Here is a 17,360-nt window from a genome sequence, read left to right as displayed (position 1 = left end):
TCTCGCAATGTTTCCTGAATGTTCACTGTGTTAGCTGAGCTGGGATTTGTTCGGCAATCGCGGAATTTCGATGCCTTCTTCTTCCAGATAAAAATCCTCATCAGCATCCGGAGCCTTCCCCGGGAAGACCACACGGAAGCGCGCCCCGTGGTCATCCGACTCCTCCACGAAGATCCGGGCACCATGCCGGTCCATCACCTGCTTGACGATCGCAAGCCCCAAGCCCGAACCAGGCATCGAACGCGACTCCGCCGAACGGTAGAAGCGCTCAAAAACCCGCTCACGTTCCTCCGGAGCAATGCCCGGGCCGGAATCGTCGACAACCAACACTGCGTACTTCTTCGCTGCCTTCAACGAAATCCTTACCGTTCCGCCTTCCGGTGACCACTTGGCCGCGTTGTCGATCAGGTTCAGCGGAGCGCGGCCCATCGCGAACCGATCACCCATAATCAGCCACGGGTCAGCGTTGAACTGGAACGTAACGTCAGGTCGGCGACGCTCAACACGCCGCACAGCCTCCTCCAGGATCACATCCAGGCGGATCTCCTCAAACTCAACGTTCGAGGAATCCTCCCGCGCGAGATCCACCAGGTCTCCGATCAGCGTCGACATTTCTGTCATCTGCGCCAGCACATCCCGCTCAAGATCGGCGCGGTCCTCCGCACTAATCTGATCCTGCCGATCAGCGGAGTACATCATCATGAGCAGCTCAATATTGGTACGCATGGAGGTCAGCGGCGTTTTCAGCTCGTGGCCGGCGTCGGCAACAAGCTGTGCCTGCCTGGTGCGCGAATCCTGCAGCGAAGCCATCATGTCATTAAACGCGTTCGTAATACGCGCCATCTCATCATGGCCCTGCACCGGAAGCGGCTTCAGCTCCTTCGTCCTGGTCACTTCCTTCAGCGCAAGGTGCAATTTACGCAGCGGGCGCATACCGGAACTCGAAACCAGGAACGCCACCAGCGTCGACACTATCCAGCCCAAGCTGAGCAGCACCAACAGCGCCGCGGCAATACTGCGCTGCAGCTGACGCGTCGGGTCGACCGCCTTCGACAGGGCCACGACTGTTCCATCATCCAGCCTTGTAACCAGCACACGGTTACCGTGCAGGGTGCGTGCGGAGACGTCCGCTCCGTAGTTCATTCGAGCAAAGTCCCCACCCACGGGAATTTCATCTCCCACGAACCGGTTCGACTCCGCGCGTGAAGCCGTGGCGAGGATGTGAGGGTTGCGGCGTCGAAAAGTCTCGACCTCAGCCGCCAGCTCCTCATCGCTGGACATTTCCTGCGAGTCGTACGCGAGCATCGCGCCCTGCGTGCGCAGATCGTTGTCCATCATGCCGATAATCGACGTCGACGACGCCCAGTAGCTCACCGATGCCGTGACCAAAATCGTAAGGGCCACGAGCACGCCTGTCAGCACCGCAAGCTGCTGGCGAAGCGTCATCTCCGACCCGAGGTACGCACCACGAATATAGGTATCGAACAGGATCGTCGGCAGGTTCGGACGCGGGGGTTCCAGATCCTGCTCGGCTGCCGACACTTGGCGATCCACCCCCTCAAGGGACATGCCCGTAGTGCGCTCAAAGTGATCCGCCGACTGGCGCAAAATCACAGTGCAGTCTCCCGAAGCACGTAGCCAACCCCACGGACCGTATGGATCAGGCGAGGCTCCCCGCCCGCCTCAGTTTTCTTACGGAGGTACCCGATGTAGACCTCCAAGGCGTTGCCGGACGTCGGGAAGTCGTATCCCCACACCTCTTCAAGAATCTGCTGGCGCGACAGCACCTTGCGTGGGTTCTCAATCAAAACGAGAAGGAGCGCGAACTCGGTACGGGTCAAGGAAATAGCGCGGTCGCCGCGGAAGACGTCGCGGGTATCGGTCTCTACAGACAAGTCCTCAAACTCGTACTTTGTTTTCGGAGCAGACTGCGACTGGATGGCGTCTGCCTGAGCGCGGCGCAGCAGCGAGCGTACGCGTGCCAACAGCTCCTCAAGCGCGAAAGGCTTCGGCAGGTAGTCATCAGCGCCGGCATCCAAGCCCGCCACACGGTCCGCGACTCCATCTCGCGCTGTAAGCATCAGCACAGGACGATCGTATCCCGAGGAGCGCAATGTGCGGCACACGTCGAGCCCATCGATCTTCGGCATCATCACGTCCAGAATCGTCAGATCGGGCTGTTCGTCACGGATGACGTCGAGCGCCTCTTCGCCGTCGGAAGCAAGCAGTACATCATACCCGTTGAAGCGAAGGGAACGCCGCAGGGATTCACGAACGGCTTGCTCATCATCGGCAACAAGAATCTTCATACGCCCATTATTGCCTATCTGAGACACTTTTAACACCGGACTGTCAGAAAGATGAAAAAGCCGGGCCCGTTGGGCCCGGCGAACGCTTATAGTAAGGCGCTTTTAGAACTGCTCGACGTCAATCAAGCCAGCCTGTGCAGCCTTGAGCAGGCGACGTGGGATACGTACTTCCTGGCCGTCAACCTTCGCGGTGATCAGCGGCGCATTGTCAGCCTTCCACTGCGAACGACGCATACGGGTGTTCGCGCGGGACTTCTTAAACTTAGGGGTTGCCATTGTTGTTTCTCCTTACGCCCTATTTTGCGGTCTTCTTCTTGCGGCGAGCCATACCGCCGAAGCGCTGGTTGAACTTCTCAACGCGGCCAGCGGTGTCCATGAGACGCTGTGCGCCGGTCCAGAACGGGTGGGACTCAGCGGTCACATCAACGACGATGAGCGGGTACTCGTTGCCGTCTTCCCAGGTATCGGTGCGGTCGGAGGTCTTGGTGGAGCGCGTCAGGAACTTGTGGCCCGTGTTCGCGTCCTGGAAGATTACCGGGTGGTAATCCGGATGGATATCCTTTTTCATATGTGAGTTCGTCTCCCTCAGGATTGATACTTCAGGTCGGTTCCCCACTTGGGGATCGTGCCTGAGTTGGGTGCGAATGATTCATGTCCGCCCAGCTGTTCACTGGACAACTTTGCACATATTACAGGGTGAATCCGGTTTTACATAATCAAGTTCCACCAACGCCACCGACAAACAACCGGTAGGTGTGCGAAATAGAATTATGCATTTCCTTGCTGGACGTGTATTGTTGACTCTCGCTGTTGTCGAAGTACACGTATACGCCTACGTCAACCGATTACTCAGATACTTTGTCGCGGACCCTCACTCCGCATTTCCGTATCTAACTTTTCAGTGATCAGTGCGTGGGCGGCAGAAGAGAAAGAAGTCAACCCATGTCGGCACATTGCCAGGTCACGGGACGGAAGCCACAGTTCGGCAAGACCGTCTCCCACTCGCCCCGCCGCCACTCGCGTCGTTGGAACCCCAACGTACAGAAGCGCCGGTTCTACCTGCCCTCCGAGGGCCGTACCATCACTCTGACCGTTTCCACGAAGGGTCTGAAGGTCATCGACCGCGACGGAATTGAGTCCGTCGTCGCTAAGATCCGTGCACGAGGTGAGAAGATCTAATGGCACGCAACGATATTCGCCCGATCATCAAGCTGAAGAGCACTGCGGGCACAGGTTTCACCTATGTAACCCGTAAGAACAAGCGCAACAACCCAGATCGCATCTCCCTAAAGAAGTACGATCCGGTTGTTCGCAAGCACGTCGAATTCCGCGAGGAGCGATAAGTTATGGCTAAAAAGTCCAAGATCGCCAAGAACGAAAAGCGCAAGGAGATCGTCGCTCGCTACGCTGAGCGTCGTAACGAGCTGAAGGCAATCATCCGCAACCCGGAGACCTCTGACGAGGACCGTCTGGACGCTCAGTTTGAGCTGAACCGCCAGCCTCGCGACGCCTCCCCTGTTCGCGTGCGCAACCGCGACTCCCGCGATGGTCGCCCACGTGGTTACCTCCGTAAGTTCGGTATTTCCCGTGTCCGTATGCGCGAGATGGCTCACCGCGGTGAGCTGCCTGGCGTCCGTAAGTCTTCGTGGTAAGGAGGATGACCAATGAAGCGCAATAATAACCATCGCAAGGCGCGCATGGAGCAGTCCCGCCGCCCGAAGAAGAACCCGTTGAAGGCCAAGGGCATCGAGAAGGTCGACTACAAGGACCTCGACACCCTTCGTCTGTTCATCTCTGATCGTCACAAGATCCGTTCCCGCCGTGTTACCGGTCTTTCCCCACAGCAGCAGCGTGAAGTTGCTACTGCGGTGAAGAACGCACGCGAGATGGCTCTTCTGCCGTTCACCAGCCGCTAAAGTTCGGTTGACGATAACAGCGTAGAGTCTTTCGACGAACTCCCGCCCCTGGCCTCCAGGCGCGGGAGTTTTTTCATGCCCTGTTGAAGCTGACGCACGACACGACAAAAGGCCCCCACGACCGTGGGGGCCTTCAGTATGTCTCGGGTTAGGCGATACTAGTGCGCAAAGTGGCGCGTACCGGTCACGTACATTGCGACGCCAGCGTCTTCTGCGGCCTTAATGACTTCCTCGTCGCGGATGGAACCACCAGGCTGCACGACGGCACGCACTCCGGCGTCCGCGAGGATCTGGAATCCATCTGCGAATGGGAAGAACGCGTCGGAGGCGGCGACGGCACCGTTGGTACGGTTGCGGCCTTCGTCGAGCGAGTTAGCGCGGTCGACGGCCAGCTTCGCCGAATCGACGCGGTTGACCTGCCCCATGCCGATGCCGACGGTAGCGCCGTCGTGCGCAACGAGGATTGCGTTCGACTTCACGCAGCGTACTGCACGCCACGCGAACACGAGGTCCGACATGGTTGCGTCGTCGACGGCTTCGCCTGCCACTAGCTTCCAGTTTTCTGGGTTATCGCCCTCGGCCTGGAACGCGTCGCGCTCCTGGAGAAGGAAGCCGCCGGAAATCTGCTTGATCTCTTCGGTGTCTTGGCCTGGCTCCACTTCGAGGATGCGAAGGTTCTTCTTGGTCTGCAGCAGCTCGAGTGCATCCGGCGCGTAGGAAGGCGCGATGATGACCTCGGTAAAGATTGGCTTGACCTGCTCGGCAAGCTCGAGCGTGACCTCGCGGTTCGTTGCAATGACGCCGCCGTACGCAGATACAGGATCGCAGGCGTGCGCCTTTCGGTGCGCGTCAGCGATGGATACCTCAGATATTGCGACGCCACACGGGTTGGCGTGCTTGATGATTGCGACGCACGGTTCTTCGTGGTCCCAGGCTGCGCGCCACGCGGCGTCGGCATCCTGGTAGTTGTTGTAGCTCATTTCCTTGCCGCCGTACTGGGTGGCGTCGGCAAGGCCCCAGCCCTCGTTGATGACGCTTGCCGCCTGGTGCGGGTTCTCACCGTAGCGCAGCGCACCGTCCTCGTCGTCGCCGAGCTGCTCCGCAAACCAGTCTGCAACGGCGGCGTCGTACTCTGCGGTGTGCGCGAACGCCGCAGCCGCCAGTTCGCGGCGCTGCTCGAGGGTGAATCCACCCTGCTCAACTGCTTCTTGCGCCAGCTGGTACTGGTCCGGGGAGGTCAGGATCGCCACTGATGGGTGGTTCTTCGCTGCTGCGCGGACCATGGAAGGACCGCCGATGTCGATCTGCTCGACGCATTCATCGAACTCCGCGCCGGACGCAACCGTTTCCTCGAATGGGTACAGGTTGACCACAACGAGCTCGAACGGTGCAACTCCGAGTTCCTCGAGCTGTTGCTTGTGGCTGTCCTTGCGGAGGTCTGCCAGGATGCCTGCGTGCACGTGTGGATGCAGCGTCTTCACGCGGCCTTCAAGTACCTCTGGAAATCCGGTGACTTCCGATACTTCGGTGACGGGCACACCGCTTGCGGCGATCTTTTTAGCAGTCGAACCAGTAGAGACAATTTCCACACCGGCCGAGTGGAGCGCCTTTGCAAGCGGCTCAAGATCGGTCTTGTCGTACACGCTCACGAGCGCTCGACGAATAGGTGTGCGTTCGTTGTTCATTCGAAAGTGACCTTTCCTTCATGTATCGAAGCAGTAGCTAGTAGCTCAGTAACCTGACGGCGCTCTTCTTGCTTAATCCGTTCGTGCAGCGAGGACTCCGTATCCCCTGGCTGCACCAGCACGGGGCGCTGCGCAATGATGCGGCCTGTGTCCATCCCGTCGTCGACAAAGTGGACGGTGCAGCCGGTGACCTTGACGCCGTAAGCGAGGGCGTCGCGCACCGCGTGCGCTCCTGGGAAAGCAGGCAAGAGCGAAGGGTGAGTGTTAATTGTTTTACCTTCGTAGACATCCAAGAATGGGCGCCCCAAAATGCGCATAAACCCTGCGGAAACAACAAGGTCCGGGCTGCAACTAGAGACGGTTTCCGCAAGGTGGGCATTCCACGCGTCGCGGTCCTTTTCCATTTCTACGATTGCAGTCGGGATGCCTGCGTTCTTCGCCCTCTCGATTGCCGGACACACTTGGTCCGCAACAACTAGGTCAACACGGTATGCACAAGGGTGGGCGTCCTGGTAGTCCATAATCGCCCGCAAGAGCGTTCCAGTACCAGAAACAAGGACGGCCACAGATAAAGCTTTATCAGCACTCACGGTTCATCAGTGTAGTCATTCTTCTTCCGCGTGTGAGCGGTTCAAGAAAGTTCGCACAAAGCGCACAAGCCACACCAATCCGCCCACGCCGACGGTCCATATAAAGAGGAAAAGCACTGCGGAAGCTAGGTCAGCGCCAACGACGCCGTACGCCCCCGCGTGCCCACGCGCGAGTAGGAGGCAGACGGCGAACATCGCTGCACTCCACGAGCCAATGGCGGCGACTTCTACCATCGTTGACGTCCGCCGCACGAAGAACGCGCACAGGATGGTCACGGGCACGACGAGGAGGACGGCTGCCCACGGCGCGACTGTCGCAGGGATTGTCGCGAAGAGTGGGAACGGGGGTAAGGGGACGGAGAGGACGTCGAAAAGCGACACTTCCCCACTGCCGACGTGGAAGGAACCGCCGAGAAGCACTGCGAGCGTGCCCACGACAGCATTCGGAAGGTACAAGATGCTCAGGAGGAGCAGCATGATGGCGCTCCCCCACCCGGAGTTGGGGTATGCCGCGTAGGCTTCGCCAATGCTCTGGTAGCGCGCGGCGAGCACGAGGAGCAGCACAAGTCCGCTCCCCGCGCATAGAAAGAGGAGAAGCAGGCTCGCAGCGCGGGCCGTATCGACGGCCACCACCGGCACACGGACCGTGGTGGCGAGGGCCTGCCAAAGCACATGCCGAATACCAAAGAGGAAGCCGATGAGATGGATGCAAGGCGGTAGCACTAGCGCTTGCCATGCGGGTGGTGGCTCTATCGCGAAGACTGCGGAGGCGTCAGACACCATGAACAGCGCCATCGCGCTTGCGAGTAGCGGCAGCACAATCACCAGCCCAGCGATCACCGCGAGATCCAAGATGCTGACCTGCTTCGCAGTTGCGGCACGTACTCGCCACGCCATGAGGACCACGATCCCAATGGCTGGAAGCAGCGGCACCTGAGACAAGTACACGCCGTCGATCGTGAGGGATACGCCGTGAAGGGCGAACCATGTTTGCCCGATTGCGGCGGGCAGGTACGCAGTCTTCCATCCACCAATCAGGAGCGTCGCGGCGCAGACTGCAACGATGCCAAGGATGACATCGAGCGTCGGGATACCTATATAAGGGAGGTACGTCCGAATACGCGTCTTCCAGGTGCGCTCCTCCGGCGGAACGGTGTCGGCATCAGGCTTTCTTTTCGACGCCCACTTCGCACCGCGCCGTGCATTACTCAGGAAACCGCGACCGCTGCCCCGCGAGGAGCGGTCCACCGGTGATGATTGAGGTCTTGTTTTCTTCGACATTGCGCCTTATATTGCCATTGGTTGACCGTTTTCTGCCGTTCGACACTACCGCATTCCACTCACTGCCTGGCGTTTTAGGCGATGTAACGTAATACGCAAAGAAAACGATTAAGAAATACTCAGGTTATAGCTTGCCTTAGCGCATTCGATTCATTACAGTTACCTCTCGTAGATAACAGGAAGGTTACAAACGTTACAGTTCTGTAACCAACGGGAAGTCTAAAGAGGGTCCATGCTCCACTCAACGAAATCAGCTGGCAAGCACCGCAAGCAGTCCCCTAACAAGGGTCGCGTCGCAATGGTTGCCGTTGCCACTGGCGCCGTCTCCACTGCTGGACTCTCTGGCGCTGCTGCAGCTGCGCTTCAGGGCGATGGCTCCCAGCAAGCTGGCAACTACACCCTCGCCGCAGACACTGACCAGCTCACGGCACTGACCGATGAGGCTGCGCCACAGATTCTCGCTATCGCGGAATACAAGCCGGTCGAGAACCTTGCGGATCAGCTCGTGAAGGCAGTCGCACATTCCGAGGAGGTCGCGCGCGCCGATGAAGCCGCTCGCGCACCGCTGGTTGTGAAGCCAGCTGAGGGTGTGTTCACCTCCGGTTTCGGCCCACGCTGGGGCTCTTTCCACTCTGGCGTCGACATCGCCAACGTGAATGGCACCCCAATCCTGGCCGTCATGGACGGCACCGTCATCGACTCCGGCCCGGCACAGGGCTACGGTAATTGGATCCGCATCCGACACGAGGATGGCTCTGTCTCCGTATACGGCCACATGGATTCCCTCTACGCAACCGTTGGCCAGGTTGTGCACGCCGGAGAACTCATCGCAGGTATGGGTAGCCAGGGCTTCTCGACAGGTTCCCACCTACACTTCGAGATTCATCCCGACGGCAACACCCCTGTTGACCCGGCGACGTGGCTCGCAGAGCGAGGTATTCAGCTCTAACCCCAAGGCTTCAAACCGTCGTGACTCGTACATGAGTTGCGACGGTTTTTCTTTTTCGACACACCAGCCGGGGGTACCGTCACCTACCCCCGCCATAAACCACATTGGCACCATTGTTCCCATCTGTCACATTCGTCACGGGCGCCCAGCCAGCGAGTTTGCGGTTATTCTAGAAACATTCGAACATACTTTTCCCTCCCTACCTGCAGTTACGCATTGCTAAGCCCACGGGAGGTGACTAAGTTTTTTCGCTGTATGTGGCTGCAGCGTGGCCACCCGGATTTTTTAGAAAAGGTTGCTTCTCCGTATGAATCGCACAGTACTTTCGGCACTTGCCGTCGCGACTGCGTCCATGCTCACTCTCACCGCTTCCCCTGCGAACGCTGTAGGTCTCACGCTGAACGGCGCTCCGATTGACCACAATCAGGCCGTGAAGGCTGTTGCGCAAGCAGCAGACACGATTCTGGACAGCGGTGCAACCCTGCGCGTCGGAGAGTACTCACTCGTGTACGACCCGCGCGTCATTCAGGAAAACCTCGGTCTCTCCTTCCAGCAGGAAGGCGCGAACGGTGGCGTCCGCTACCAGCGTGGCCGCACCGCCGATGGCCGCACGGTCGTCACCCCGGCAACGGGGACGTTTACGTCCGGGTTCGGCCCACGCTGGGGCACAGTCCACCAGGGAATCGACATCGCGAACAACCTCGGCTCCCCGATCTACGCCGTGATGGATGGCACCGTCATCAACGCCGGCCCGGCCCAGGGCTTCGGCAACTGGGTCGTAATCAAGCACGACGGCGGCGAGGTCTCCGTCTACGGCCACATGGCGGTCTACAACGTCAGCGTCGGCCAACGCGTGACGGCCGGCCAGCAGATCGCGCAGATCGGCAACGAAGGCTTCTCCACCGGGCCGCACCTCCACTTCGAGATCCACCCAGATGGCGTGACACCAGTAGACCCTGTGCCGTGGTTCGCGCAGGCAGGTATCCGCATCCAGTAGTTAGAGCTTCTCCATCGGGACGCCGCCGATCAGCATCAGGCGGACTGTCCCGGAGGAACCAAAGTCAATCGTCACGGTTTCTCGCACGCCCGTGCCATCAACGGCCAGTACGGTACCCAGGCCGTACTTTGCATGGTTGACCCGGTCCCCGACCGCTAGTTGCAGGTCCTTGTTCACCTTGGTCCTGCTGCTACCGCCGCGCGACTGCGACCGCCCAAACCCGTTGCTGCGGCTCCGGCCACCAGTTGACCACGGTGAATGCGAAGAGCCCGAAGAATACGTGGGCTCCTCACGCTTCCAATCGATGAGTTCCTGCGGAATCTCCCCAAGGAATCGGCTCGCCGGGTTTGTCACCGGGCTCCCCCATGAGGACCGCACCATCGCGCGCGTCAGGTAAAGGCGCTTGCGCGCACGGGTGATGCCGACATACGCCAGGCGACGCTCTTCGGCGAGCTCCGCCGGATCCCCCAAGGCGCGCAGGTGCGGGAACTGCCCGTCTTCCCACCCAGTCACAAACACGACGGGGAACTCAAGACCCTTTGCGGTGTGCAGCGTCATCAACGTGACTACGCCCTGATCGTTCTCAGGAAGCTGATCGGCGTCAGCGACGAGCGCCACTTTCTCCAGGAAGGCTTGCAGGGTTCCTGGCAGCGGTTCGCCCTCGTCGAAGATCTCCGAAATTTCCTCGTCGCTGAGGTACGCCAGCTGCAGTGCAGACTCCGAGGAATACTCGCGCGCGACGGACACCAACTCGTTTAGGTTGTCCAAGCGCGTCGCGTCCTGTGGGTCGTTCGACTGCTCCAACTGCGCTTTGTACCCGGTGACGTCCAGAATCGTGGAGACCAGCTCCCCGAGGTCAGTGTTGCCAGCCTCTTCTCGCTGGTCCGCTGCCATTTCCTCGCGCAATTCATCCATCATGGTGACAAAACCATTGATGGCGTTCTTCGCGCGCGTACCCAGTGCGTCAATGCCTCCGTCGGCCGCCACCCGCAACGCTTGGCCGAAGCTCACCGAGTAGGTCTGCGCGTACAGCGCCACCGTGGACTGCGCCTTATCCCCGATGGCACGCTTTGGCTCGTTAATAATCCTGCGCAGGCTGACCGTATCGTCCGGGTTTTCTAGCGCCTTGAGGTAGGCCACGATATCGCGAACCTCTTTGCGCTCATAGAAGCGCGTGCCGCCTACCACCTTGTACGGGATCCCGGTGCGAATGAAGATGTCTTCCAACGCACGCGATGCATTGTTGGTGCGGTACATGATCGCGATGTCGGAGTAGGGCACTCCACTGTCTGTGAGCCGGTCGATCTCGCCAGCGATAAACCGAGCCTCGTCGTGCTCGTTGTCCGCGACGTAGCCGACGATCTGGTCGCCGGTGCCGTGGTCCGTCCACAGCTTCTTCGGGCGCCGACCGGTGTTCTGGGAAATCACCGCGTTGGCAGCGTCCAAGATGGTTTGCGTCGAGCGGTAGTTCTGCTCCAGCACGATGGTGGTTGCGTCGGGGTAGTCGCGCTCAAACTCCTCGATGTTGCGGATCGTCGCGCCACGGAACGCGTAAATGGACTGGTCGGAGTCGCCGACTACGGCAAGCTCAGAAGCCTCAGGCCCCTTGCCCACCAGGGTGTGGATGAGTTCGTACTGCGCATGGTTCGTGTCCTGGTACTCGTCCACGAGTACGTGGCGGAAGCGGCGTCGATAATAATCCGCAACCTGCGGGTGCTCCTTAAAAATCCGCACGACCTCCCCGATGAGGTCGTCGAAGTCGACAGCGTTTGCCGAGCGCAGGCGGCGCTGGTACTCAGCAAACACCTTGGCAACAGTGGAGTCGAATGGGTTGTGGGTGCGCTGCGCGTCATCGGCCGCCTGCTGCTCGTCGATGAGCTCGTTCTTGAGGTTCGAGATCGCGTTCGCGAGCACCCGGGGTGAAAACTTCTTCAGGTCGAGATTGTTCTCTTTAGCAATCATCGAGAGCAGCCGGCGGGAATCGTCGGCATCATAGATACTGAAGTTCGTGTTCAGCCCGGGGACGAGTTGGGCCTGCTGGCGAAGGATCCGCACGCAGATCGAGTGAAAGGTTGCCACCCACATCCGCTCGGTCTGCGGCCCGATCAGCGCCTCGACGCGCTCTTTCATCTCCGCGGCGGCCTTGTTGGTAAATGTGATCGCCAGGACCTGCCAGGGCGCGACGCCTCGCTCCTGCAGTAGGAATGCGATGCGCCTGGTCAGCACTGCGGTTTTGCCGGACCCAGCGCCCGCGACAATTAGAAGAGGCGAGCCGCTGTGGCGCACGGCGGCTTCCTGTTGGGGGTTGAGTCCTAGCGTCAGATCATTCATGTCACACACCCTAACTCACACCCCGGACACAACCGCTGGAGCAGTGGCATAATGAGCAACCATGAGTGACTTCGAAATCCGCATGCCGTCCGGGACGGACGATCCGCTCTCCGATGCGGAGATCCAGCAGTACCGCAAAGAGATTGACCGCCTCGACCGTGTGATTTTGGACGCGATTAAGCGTCGCACCAAGGTGTCGAAGGCGATCGGCAAGACGCGGATGGGGTCGGGCGGCACGAAGCTTGTGCACACCCGCGAGGTCGCGATCATTAACCAATTCCGCGATGAGCTTGGGGAGGAAGGCCCGGCGCTGGCAAATATCTTGCTGCGCCTGGGACGCGGAAAGCTGGGCTAGCCCCAACAACACACTCCCCAACTTTCGTAGTACCATATCAAGGCAGACAACCATCCGTTTCAAGGAGGAACTATGTCCGATATCACCGCCACGCCAGCCTGGTCTAACTTGGAAAAGCTCCACGCCTCCAAGGCTGATACGACCCTGCGCGAGCTCTTCGACCGCGACGCAGACCGAGCGAAGAAGCTCACCTTCGACGCAGCAGGGCTGCACGTTGACCTTTCCAAGCAGCTTATCGACGCCGACGTCGTCGATGCGCTCGTCTCCCTCGCAGATACCGCACAGCTTCGCACCAAGATCGACGCGATGTTCGCGGGCGAGCATATCAACGACACCGAGGACCGCGCGGTGCTGCACACGGCACTGCGCCTTCCGGTAGAGGCCAACCTTGAGGTCGACGGCCAAGACGTAGCGGCGGACGTGCATGAGGTGTTGGGCCGGATGCGTGACTTCGCATCGGCGCTTCGCTCCGGCGAATGGCTGGGCCACACCGGACATACCATCAAGAAGATCGTCAACATTGGTATTGGCGGTTCGGACCTGGGCCCTGCGATGGCAACCAAGGCGCTGCGCGCCTACGCAACCGCGGGCATTACCGCAGAGTTCGTCTCCAACGTCGACCCGGCGGACATCGCCGCAGTCCTCGACCGTTGCAACCCTGAAGAGACGCTGTTCGTCATCGCATCGAAGACGTTCACCACCCAGGAGACCCTAACCAACGCACACGTGGCGAAGCGCTGGCTCATCGAGCAGTTCGACGGCGACCCCTCCGCTGTGGCGAAGCACTTCGTCGCAGTGTCTACGAACGCGGAAAAGGTCGCCGAGTTCGGCATCGATACCGCGAACATGTTCCCGTTCTGGAACTGGGTCGGCGGCCGCTACTCCATGGACTCCGCGATTGGCCTGAGCCTGATGGCCGTCATCGGACCGATGGACTTCATGCGCATGCTCGAGGGCTTCCACGCCATGGATGAGCACTTCCGCACCACCGAGTTCTCCCAGAACGTGCCGGTGCTGATGGGCCTGCTCAACGTCTGGTACCGCAACTTCTACAACGCCGAGACGCACGCCGTCCTGCCCTACTTCGAGGACCTTTCCCGCTTCCCTGCCTACCTGCAGCAGCTGACCATGGAGTCCAACGGCAAGTCCGTGCGCCACGACGGCACCGCGGTGACCTACAACACCGGCGAGATTTTCTGGGGCGAGCCAGGCACGAACGGCCAGCACGCATTCTTCCAGCTGCTGCACCAGGGCACCTCGCTCGTGCCGGCGGACTTCATCGGCTTCGCCACCCCGAAGGAAGACTTCCCGACCATGACCGGCGAAGGCTCCATGCATGACCTGCTGATGGGCAACTTCTTCGCACAGACGAAGGTGCTCGCGTTCGGCAAGGACCAGGCCGCCATCGAGGCCGAGGGTGTCGACGCCACGCTGGCCCCGCACAAGGTCATGCCAGGCAACCGTCCGACCACAACTATCCTGGCCGAGGAGCTGACCCCGTTCACGCTCGGCGCACTCATCGCGCTCTACGAGCACATCGTGTTCACCGAAGGTGTGATTTGGGACATCAACTCGTTTGACCAGTGGGGCGTCGAGCTCGGCAAGCAGCAGGCAAACGACCTGGCCAAGGCAGTCGCGGGCGAAGAAACTCCAGCAACCGGCGATGCTTCCACCGACGCACTGATTGGCTGGTACCGCGAAAACCGTCGCTAGCGCTTGGTGCATCACTCCTTAGTAGGGCAAGATAGGCAGTTGTTTTACCTACAACTAAGGAGTGAACGTGCAAGCCATCATCGACTGGATTGTCAACCTGATGGAGCTTCTCGGCGCCCCCGGCGTCGGGATAGCAATTTTCCTGGAGAACGTCTTCCCACCGATCCCCTCCGAGGTAGTGCTGCCGCTGGCCGGCTTCACGGTCGCGCAGGGCTCGCTGAGCTACCCGGCGGTGTTCATCTGGTCGGTGATGGGTTCCGTCGCGGGCGCGTTCTTTCTCTACGGCCTCGGTGCCTGGCTGGGCGCCGAGCGCCTGCGCGCAATCGCTGACTGGATGTGGTTGGTGAAGGCGTCAGACGTCGATAAGTCCCTCGAGTGGTTTGATAAGCACGGCCGATCCTCAGTCTTCTTCGGCCGCCTGATTCCGGGGGTGCGCTCCCTCATCTCGATTCCTGCAGGCCTGGACCGCATGAACCTCGCGATGTTCGCCCTGTGGACCGGGCTCGGCTCCGCAATCTGGAACGCAATCCTGATCACGCTCGGCATGTACCTCGGCGAAAGCTGGGAGACGGTCTCCCATTACGTGGATACGTACTCGACCGTGGTCTACGTCCTGCTGATCCTGATCATGCTCGGCTTCCTGGCGTACTTCATTCGCCGCTCCATGAAGGAGAAGGCGGCTGGCACTGAGGGCACCACCAAATAACTCGCTCTAAGTCTCCCGCTCCCCCGAGAAACCCCTTCTCGATGAGCGTGCCGCACCGCCGACACGGCTTGTTGTTCCTTCCAAATACGTAGCTGGTCTCCCCGGCGCGTTTGATCCCTGTGGTCACTCGCACCGGGGAGTCTTTGTTTGCCCACATGAGGCGCCGCGCGATCGCCACATGCTTTTCGACGTCCACTTCATCCACCGTGCGCGACGGGTGCGTACCAGCGATGAAGTGAATTTCTGCGCGGTACTCATTGCCGATGCCCGCGACGAAACGCTGATTGAGCAGCGCGCGCCCCATCTCGAGGTGCGGGTGCTCGCTGATCCTACGCACGACCTCTTCCTGGTCGAAGTCGCGTGCCAGCATGTCCGGGCCCAGGTAGCCCATCCGCTGCGGGTACTCGCGCGCGGGGAACACATCGACGAGGCCCAGCGAATGCCCGACGAGCTCGATATCAGGCTTCGGCGCGTCCGCGAGGCGCAGCACCACCCGGGCGGTGTGGCCGGGCTTGCGCCAGCGGGTGCCCGCACGATGGATCGCCCATGTGCCTTCCATTTTTAGGTGCGTGTGTAGCACTTGTGATTCGTGGCCTTCGCGGGAAAACTCCATGAAGAGGTGCTTGCCGTAGGGCCAGACGCGCTCGCAGATCATGCCGGTGAAATCGACGGTGGCGAAACGCGGCACGCGGATGCTCGTGGCAGTGACCTCACGGTGTTGCATCCACTGCAGGCGCTTTGACAGCTGATAGACGGAATCCCCTTCAGGCATAGTGGTATCCATGTTCCGCTTCTTACAAAACCTTTTCAACTACGGCCCCACGCCGGAGGAGTCGCTCGTCGGGTTCTTCCCCGACATGGATGCCGCCACCGAGTGGGCGCGGGGTGTGCTGGCAGAGACCGGCACCGACCCCGAAGCCGAGTTTGTTCGCGCCGTGAAAGACGTGCGCGTGGCGAACCCGCGCATCGGCCTGGCCGCGGCAGCACACCTGGTCAAGCAACTGATTTAGAATCTTTGTTCGAATCTCATTTTTTCATGTCTGACACGTCTGTATATTCGCCCTTAGCTACTTGAAGGAGGGGACATGAACGACGTGACCAAGCTCGTTGACCAGGTCATTAACGGCCTGGATCAGCTGCGCACGCTTTTCGACGACCCCTCCTCCCTCCGCCTTTCCGCCATCGCCGAAGACATCGTACGCCTCGAACACGCGATTGACAAGAAGGCCTACATCGACGCCGCCTTCGCGCAGGTCTGCGCTATCGCCGACGCCGGAAAACTCGTCGGCGCCAACTATCCCGACGCCTACCTCATGGAGAAGCTAGGCATCTCCAGGGGCGAGGCCTACAACCGGCTCGCGCGCGCCAAGGCGATGTTCGCTCCGGTGACGGAGCCGGACCGTGGCGGCCTGCTCGATGTGGAGGAGGCGGAGCGGCGTCGTAAAGACCAGGTCCAAGCTCGCCGCCACGCCGACGCGGTTCCGGCGGCCAAGCAAGACATCATCCGGCGCGAGACCGACAGGCTGCTCAAGGCCGCCGAGGGCGAGCACATGAGCATTTACGCCCACGCCATGGAGGAAGCGAAGACCCGAGACGAGCAGGACCTTCGCCTCACGGTCAAGCGCCTCGTGGATAAGGCGAACCGGCCACACGCGAAGAAGAACCCCAACGCGGGCTTTGAGAAGCGCGAGGCCACCCTGGGCAGGGAAAACTCCGATGGCACCTATTACGTGCGCCTGGACATGACAGCAGGCGATTACGCGCTCTACAAGGCGCTGACTGACAAGGGGCTTGCGCCAAACTCCAATATCCCGCCCGATCGCCAGCAGGACCGCGATCCTCGCACCCGTGGCCAGCGCCGCTACGACCAGTTCATGGCCATCATGCGCCAATACGAGCACGGCGAGCAGACCACCAACGGTGGCGCCGCCTCCGTGGTGGTCTCAGTGACTCTCGACGACCTCGCCGACGCCGACGCCACCACACTGTTCCAAACCAACGTCGGCGTGGAGCTGGACGCCTTCGAACTCGTGCGCCTCGGCATGGATGGCACGTCTGACTTCCTGCTCACCGTCGACGGAATCACCGGCGTGCCGCTGCATCTGGGCAGGTCCAAGCGGCTCGCCTCTGTTGGGCAACGCATCGCCATGTTTGCTATCCAGGGCGTGTGCTCCTGGGCCGGCTGCACCACCGCAATGAGCGAGTGCGAAGCCCACCACATCATTTCCTGGCTGCGCCACGGCGGAACCGACATCACCAACCTCACCGGCCTGTGCCCCACCCACCACCGGTGCAACAACGACCACCGGGACGGCTCCTTCAACAAGGGCTACATGGATTACGACCCCAACACCGGCACCGCGGTGCTGGTCAAGGCCGACGGCACCCGCCAGACCAACACCTCGGACCCCGCCATGCACTCGGCAGTTAACCGCATCCGGAAGAGACGGGCGATGCGGGCAGGGCCACCGGGGACTACTCACCGGCCGGTGCCTCGCGTGATACTGCGACCCTAAACCCAGCCGAAA

The 17,360-nt window shown here is 60.6% G+C and carries 20 protein-coding genes; 11 read left to right on the top strand and 9 right to left on the bottom strand.

Features of this window, described 5'->3' with window-relative positions; genetic code table 11:
- Positions 1-30 precede the first annotated feature (30 nt).
- The 4 genes from HMPREF3170_RS09180 to HMPREF3170_RS09165 form a co-directional block, all read right to left on the bottom strand.
- Positions 31-1,614 carry a HAMP domain-containing sensor histidine kinase gene (locus HMPREF3170_RS09180; protein WP_070479248.1) on the bottom strand — a complete coding sequence of 528 codons (1,584 nt, stop codon included), beginning with the start codon at positions 1,612-1,614 and terminating at the stop codon, positions 31-33.
- A complete protein-coding gene (locus HMPREF3170_RS09175; protein WP_070362825.1) occupies positions 1,611-2,309 on the bottom strand; it encodes a response regulator transcription factor in 699 nt (232 codons plus the stop codon). Before HMPREF3170_RS09175 ends, HMPREF3170_RS09180 begins: the two co-directional genes overlap by 4 nt.
- Positions 2,310-2,411: 102 nt before the next feature.
- On the bottom strand, positions 2,412-2,585 hold the full coding sequence (rpmF, locus tag HMPREF3170_RS09170; RefSeq protein ID WP_070362826.1) for a 50S ribosomal protein L32: 174 nt from the start codon (positions 2,583-2,585) through the stop codon (positions 2,412-2,414).
- A gap of 19 nt (positions 2,586-2,604) precedes the next feature.
- On the bottom strand, positions 2,605-2,877 hold the full coding sequence (locus HMPREF3170_RS09165; protein WP_038589209.1) for a type B 50S ribosomal protein L31: 273 nt from the start codon (positions 2,875-2,877) through the stop codon (positions 2,605-2,607).
- A 374-nt stretch (positions 2,878-3,251) separates the two neighbouring features.
- On the opposite strand from HMPREF3170_RS09165, the gene rpmB reads away from it, so the two are divergent.
- The 4 genes from rpmB to rpsR are packed head-to-tail and all read left to right on the top strand — an operon-like array spanning position 3,252 to position 4,225.
- Positions 3,252-3,488: a 50S ribosomal protein L28 gene (gene rpmB / locus HMPREF3170_RS09160; protein ID WP_070479247.1), complete on the top strand. Its 237-nt coding sequence runs from the start codon at positions 3,252-3,254 to the stop codon at positions 3,486-3,488.
- Positions 3,488-3,652 (top strand): 50S ribosomal protein L33, encoded by a 165-nt coding sequence (rpmG, locus tag HMPREF3170_RS09155; protein ID WP_070362828.1) that lies wholly within the window; start codon positions 3,488-3,490, stop codon positions 3,650-3,652. Before rpmB ends, rpmG begins: the two co-directional genes overlap by 1 nt.
- Before the next feature lie 3 nt (positions 3,653-3,655).
- Entirely contained in the window at positions 3,656-3,961 is a 306-nt protein-coding gene (gene rpsN, locus HMPREF3170_RS09150; RefSeq protein ID WP_070362829.1) for a 30S ribosomal protein S14, read from the top strand.
- Positions 3,962-3,973: 12 nt separating this feature from the next.
- Positions 3,974-4,225, top strand: a complete 252-nt coding sequence (rpsR, locus tag HMPREF3170_RS09145) for a 30S ribosomal protein S18 (RefSeq protein WP_070362830.1) — start codon at positions 3,974-3,976, stop codon at positions 4,223-4,225.
- 158 nt (positions 4,226-4,383) lie between these two features.
- Here the strand turns inward: rpsR and purH are convergent, their stop codons facing one another.
- From purH to HMPREF3170_RS09130, 3 genes are read right to left on the bottom strand one after another with little or no spacing between them, the layout of a single operon-like run.
- Entirely contained in the window at positions 4,384-5,910 is a 1,527-nt protein-coding gene (gene purH, locus HMPREF3170_RS09140; RefSeq protein WP_070479245.1) for a bifunctional phosphoribosylaminoimidazolecarboxamide formyltransferase/IMP cyclohydrolase, read from the bottom strand.
- Positions 5,907-6,500, bottom strand: coding sequence for a phosphoribosylglycinamide formyltransferase (gene purN, locus HMPREF3170_RS09135; protein ID WP_070479243.1), 594 nt, complete (start codon positions 6,498-6,500; stop codon positions 5,907-5,909). The genes purH and purN overlap by 4 nt, the downstream gene beginning before the upstream one ends.
- Before the next feature lie 15 nt (positions 6,501-6,515).
- Positions 6,516-7,781, bottom strand: a complete 1,266-nt coding sequence (locus HMPREF3170_RS09130; RefSeq protein WP_141742263.1) for a cell division protein PerM — start codon at positions 7,779-7,781, stop codon at positions 6,516-6,518.
- A 232-nt stretch (positions 7,782-8,013) separates the two neighbouring features.
- Between HMPREF3170_RS09130 and HMPREF3170_RS09125 the strand changes: the two genes are divergently transcribed.
- Both HMPREF3170_RS09125 and HMPREF3170_RS09120 read left to right on the top strand, forming a co-directional pair.
- Complete coding sequence (locus HMPREF3170_RS09125) at positions 8,014-8,730, top strand: M23 family metallopeptidase (RefSeq protein WP_070479240.1); 717 nt, start codon at positions 8,014-8,016, stop codon at positions 8,728-8,730.
- A gap of 307 nt (positions 8,731-9,037) precedes the next feature.
- On the top strand, positions 9,038-9,727 hold the full coding sequence (locus HMPREF3170_RS09120) for a M23 family metallopeptidase (RefSeq protein ID WP_070362835.1): 690 nt from the start codon (positions 9,038-9,040) through the stop codon (positions 9,725-9,727).
- On the opposite strand, the gene pcrA is transcribed toward HMPREF3170_RS09120, so the two are convergent.
- Positions 9,728-12,058: a DNA helicase PcrA gene (pcrA, locus tag HMPREF3170_RS09115; protein WP_070479238.1), complete on the bottom strand. Its 2,331-nt coding sequence runs from the start codon at positions 12,056-12,058 to the stop codon at positions 9,728-9,730.
- Positions 12,059-12,119: 61 nt separating this feature from the next.
- Between pcrA and HMPREF3170_RS09110 the strand changes: the two genes are divergently transcribed.
- The 3 genes from HMPREF3170_RS09110 to HMPREF3170_RS09100 all read left to right on the top strand — a co-directional run bounded on the left by HMPREF3170_RS09110 (position 12,120) and on the right by HMPREF3170_RS09100 (position 14,832).
- A complete protein-coding gene (locus HMPREF3170_RS09110; protein ID WP_070362837.1) occupies positions 12,120-12,413 on the top strand; it encodes a chorismate mutase in 294 nt (97 codons plus the stop codon).
- A gap of 72 nt (positions 12,414-12,485) precedes the next feature.
- The gene (gene pgi, locus HMPREF3170_RS09105) at positions 12,486-14,126 is read left to right on the top strand and encodes a glucose-6-phosphate isomerase (protein ID WP_070479237.1); all 1,641 of its coding nucleotides are present in this window, start codon (positions 12,486-12,488) and stop codon (positions 14,124-14,126) included.
- 67 nt (positions 14,127-14,193) lie between these two features.
- A complete protein-coding gene (locus tag HMPREF3170_RS09100; protein WP_141742262.1) occupies positions 14,194-14,832 on the top strand; it encodes a DedA family protein in 639 nt (212 codons plus the stop codon).
- On the opposite strand, the gene HMPREF3170_RS09095 is transcribed toward HMPREF3170_RS09100, so the two are convergent.
- Positions 14,777-15,604, bottom strand: a complete 828-nt coding sequence (locus HMPREF3170_RS09095; protein WP_070479345.1) for a DNA-formamidopyrimidine glycosylase family protein — start codon at positions 15,602-15,604, stop codon at positions 14,777-14,779. The two genes, HMPREF3170_RS09100 and HMPREF3170_RS09095, sit on opposite strands and share 56 nt — an antisense overlap.
- Before the next feature lie 10 nt (positions 15,605-15,614).
- Between HMPREF3170_RS09095 and HMPREF3170_RS09090 the strand changes: the two genes are divergently transcribed.
- Together HMPREF3170_RS09090 and HMPREF3170_RS09085 are read left to right on the top strand one after the other, a co-directional pair.
- Complete coding sequence (locus HMPREF3170_RS09090; RefSeq protein ID WP_070479235.1) at positions 15,615-15,842, top strand: hypothetical protein; 228 nt, start codon at positions 15,615-15,617, stop codon at positions 15,840-15,842.
- Between the two features lie 75 nt (positions 15,843-15,917).
- Positions 15,918-17,348, top strand: coding sequence for an HNH endonuclease signature motif containing protein (locus HMPREF3170_RS09085; RefSeq protein WP_070479233.1), 1,431 nt, complete (start codon positions 15,918-15,920; stop codon positions 17,346-17,348).
- The last annotated feature ends 12 nt before the right edge of the window (positions 17,349-17,360 follow it).

Source organism: Corynebacterium sp. HMSC08D02, from assembly GCF_001807505.1.
Taxonomy (GTDB): Bacteria; Actinomycetota; Actinomycetes; order Mycobacteriales; family Mycobacteriaceae; genus Corynebacterium; species Corynebacterium pseudogenitalium.
The sequence above is the reverse complement of the archived record's forward strand: the minus strand, read 5'-3'. Positions and strand labels throughout refer to the sequence as shown.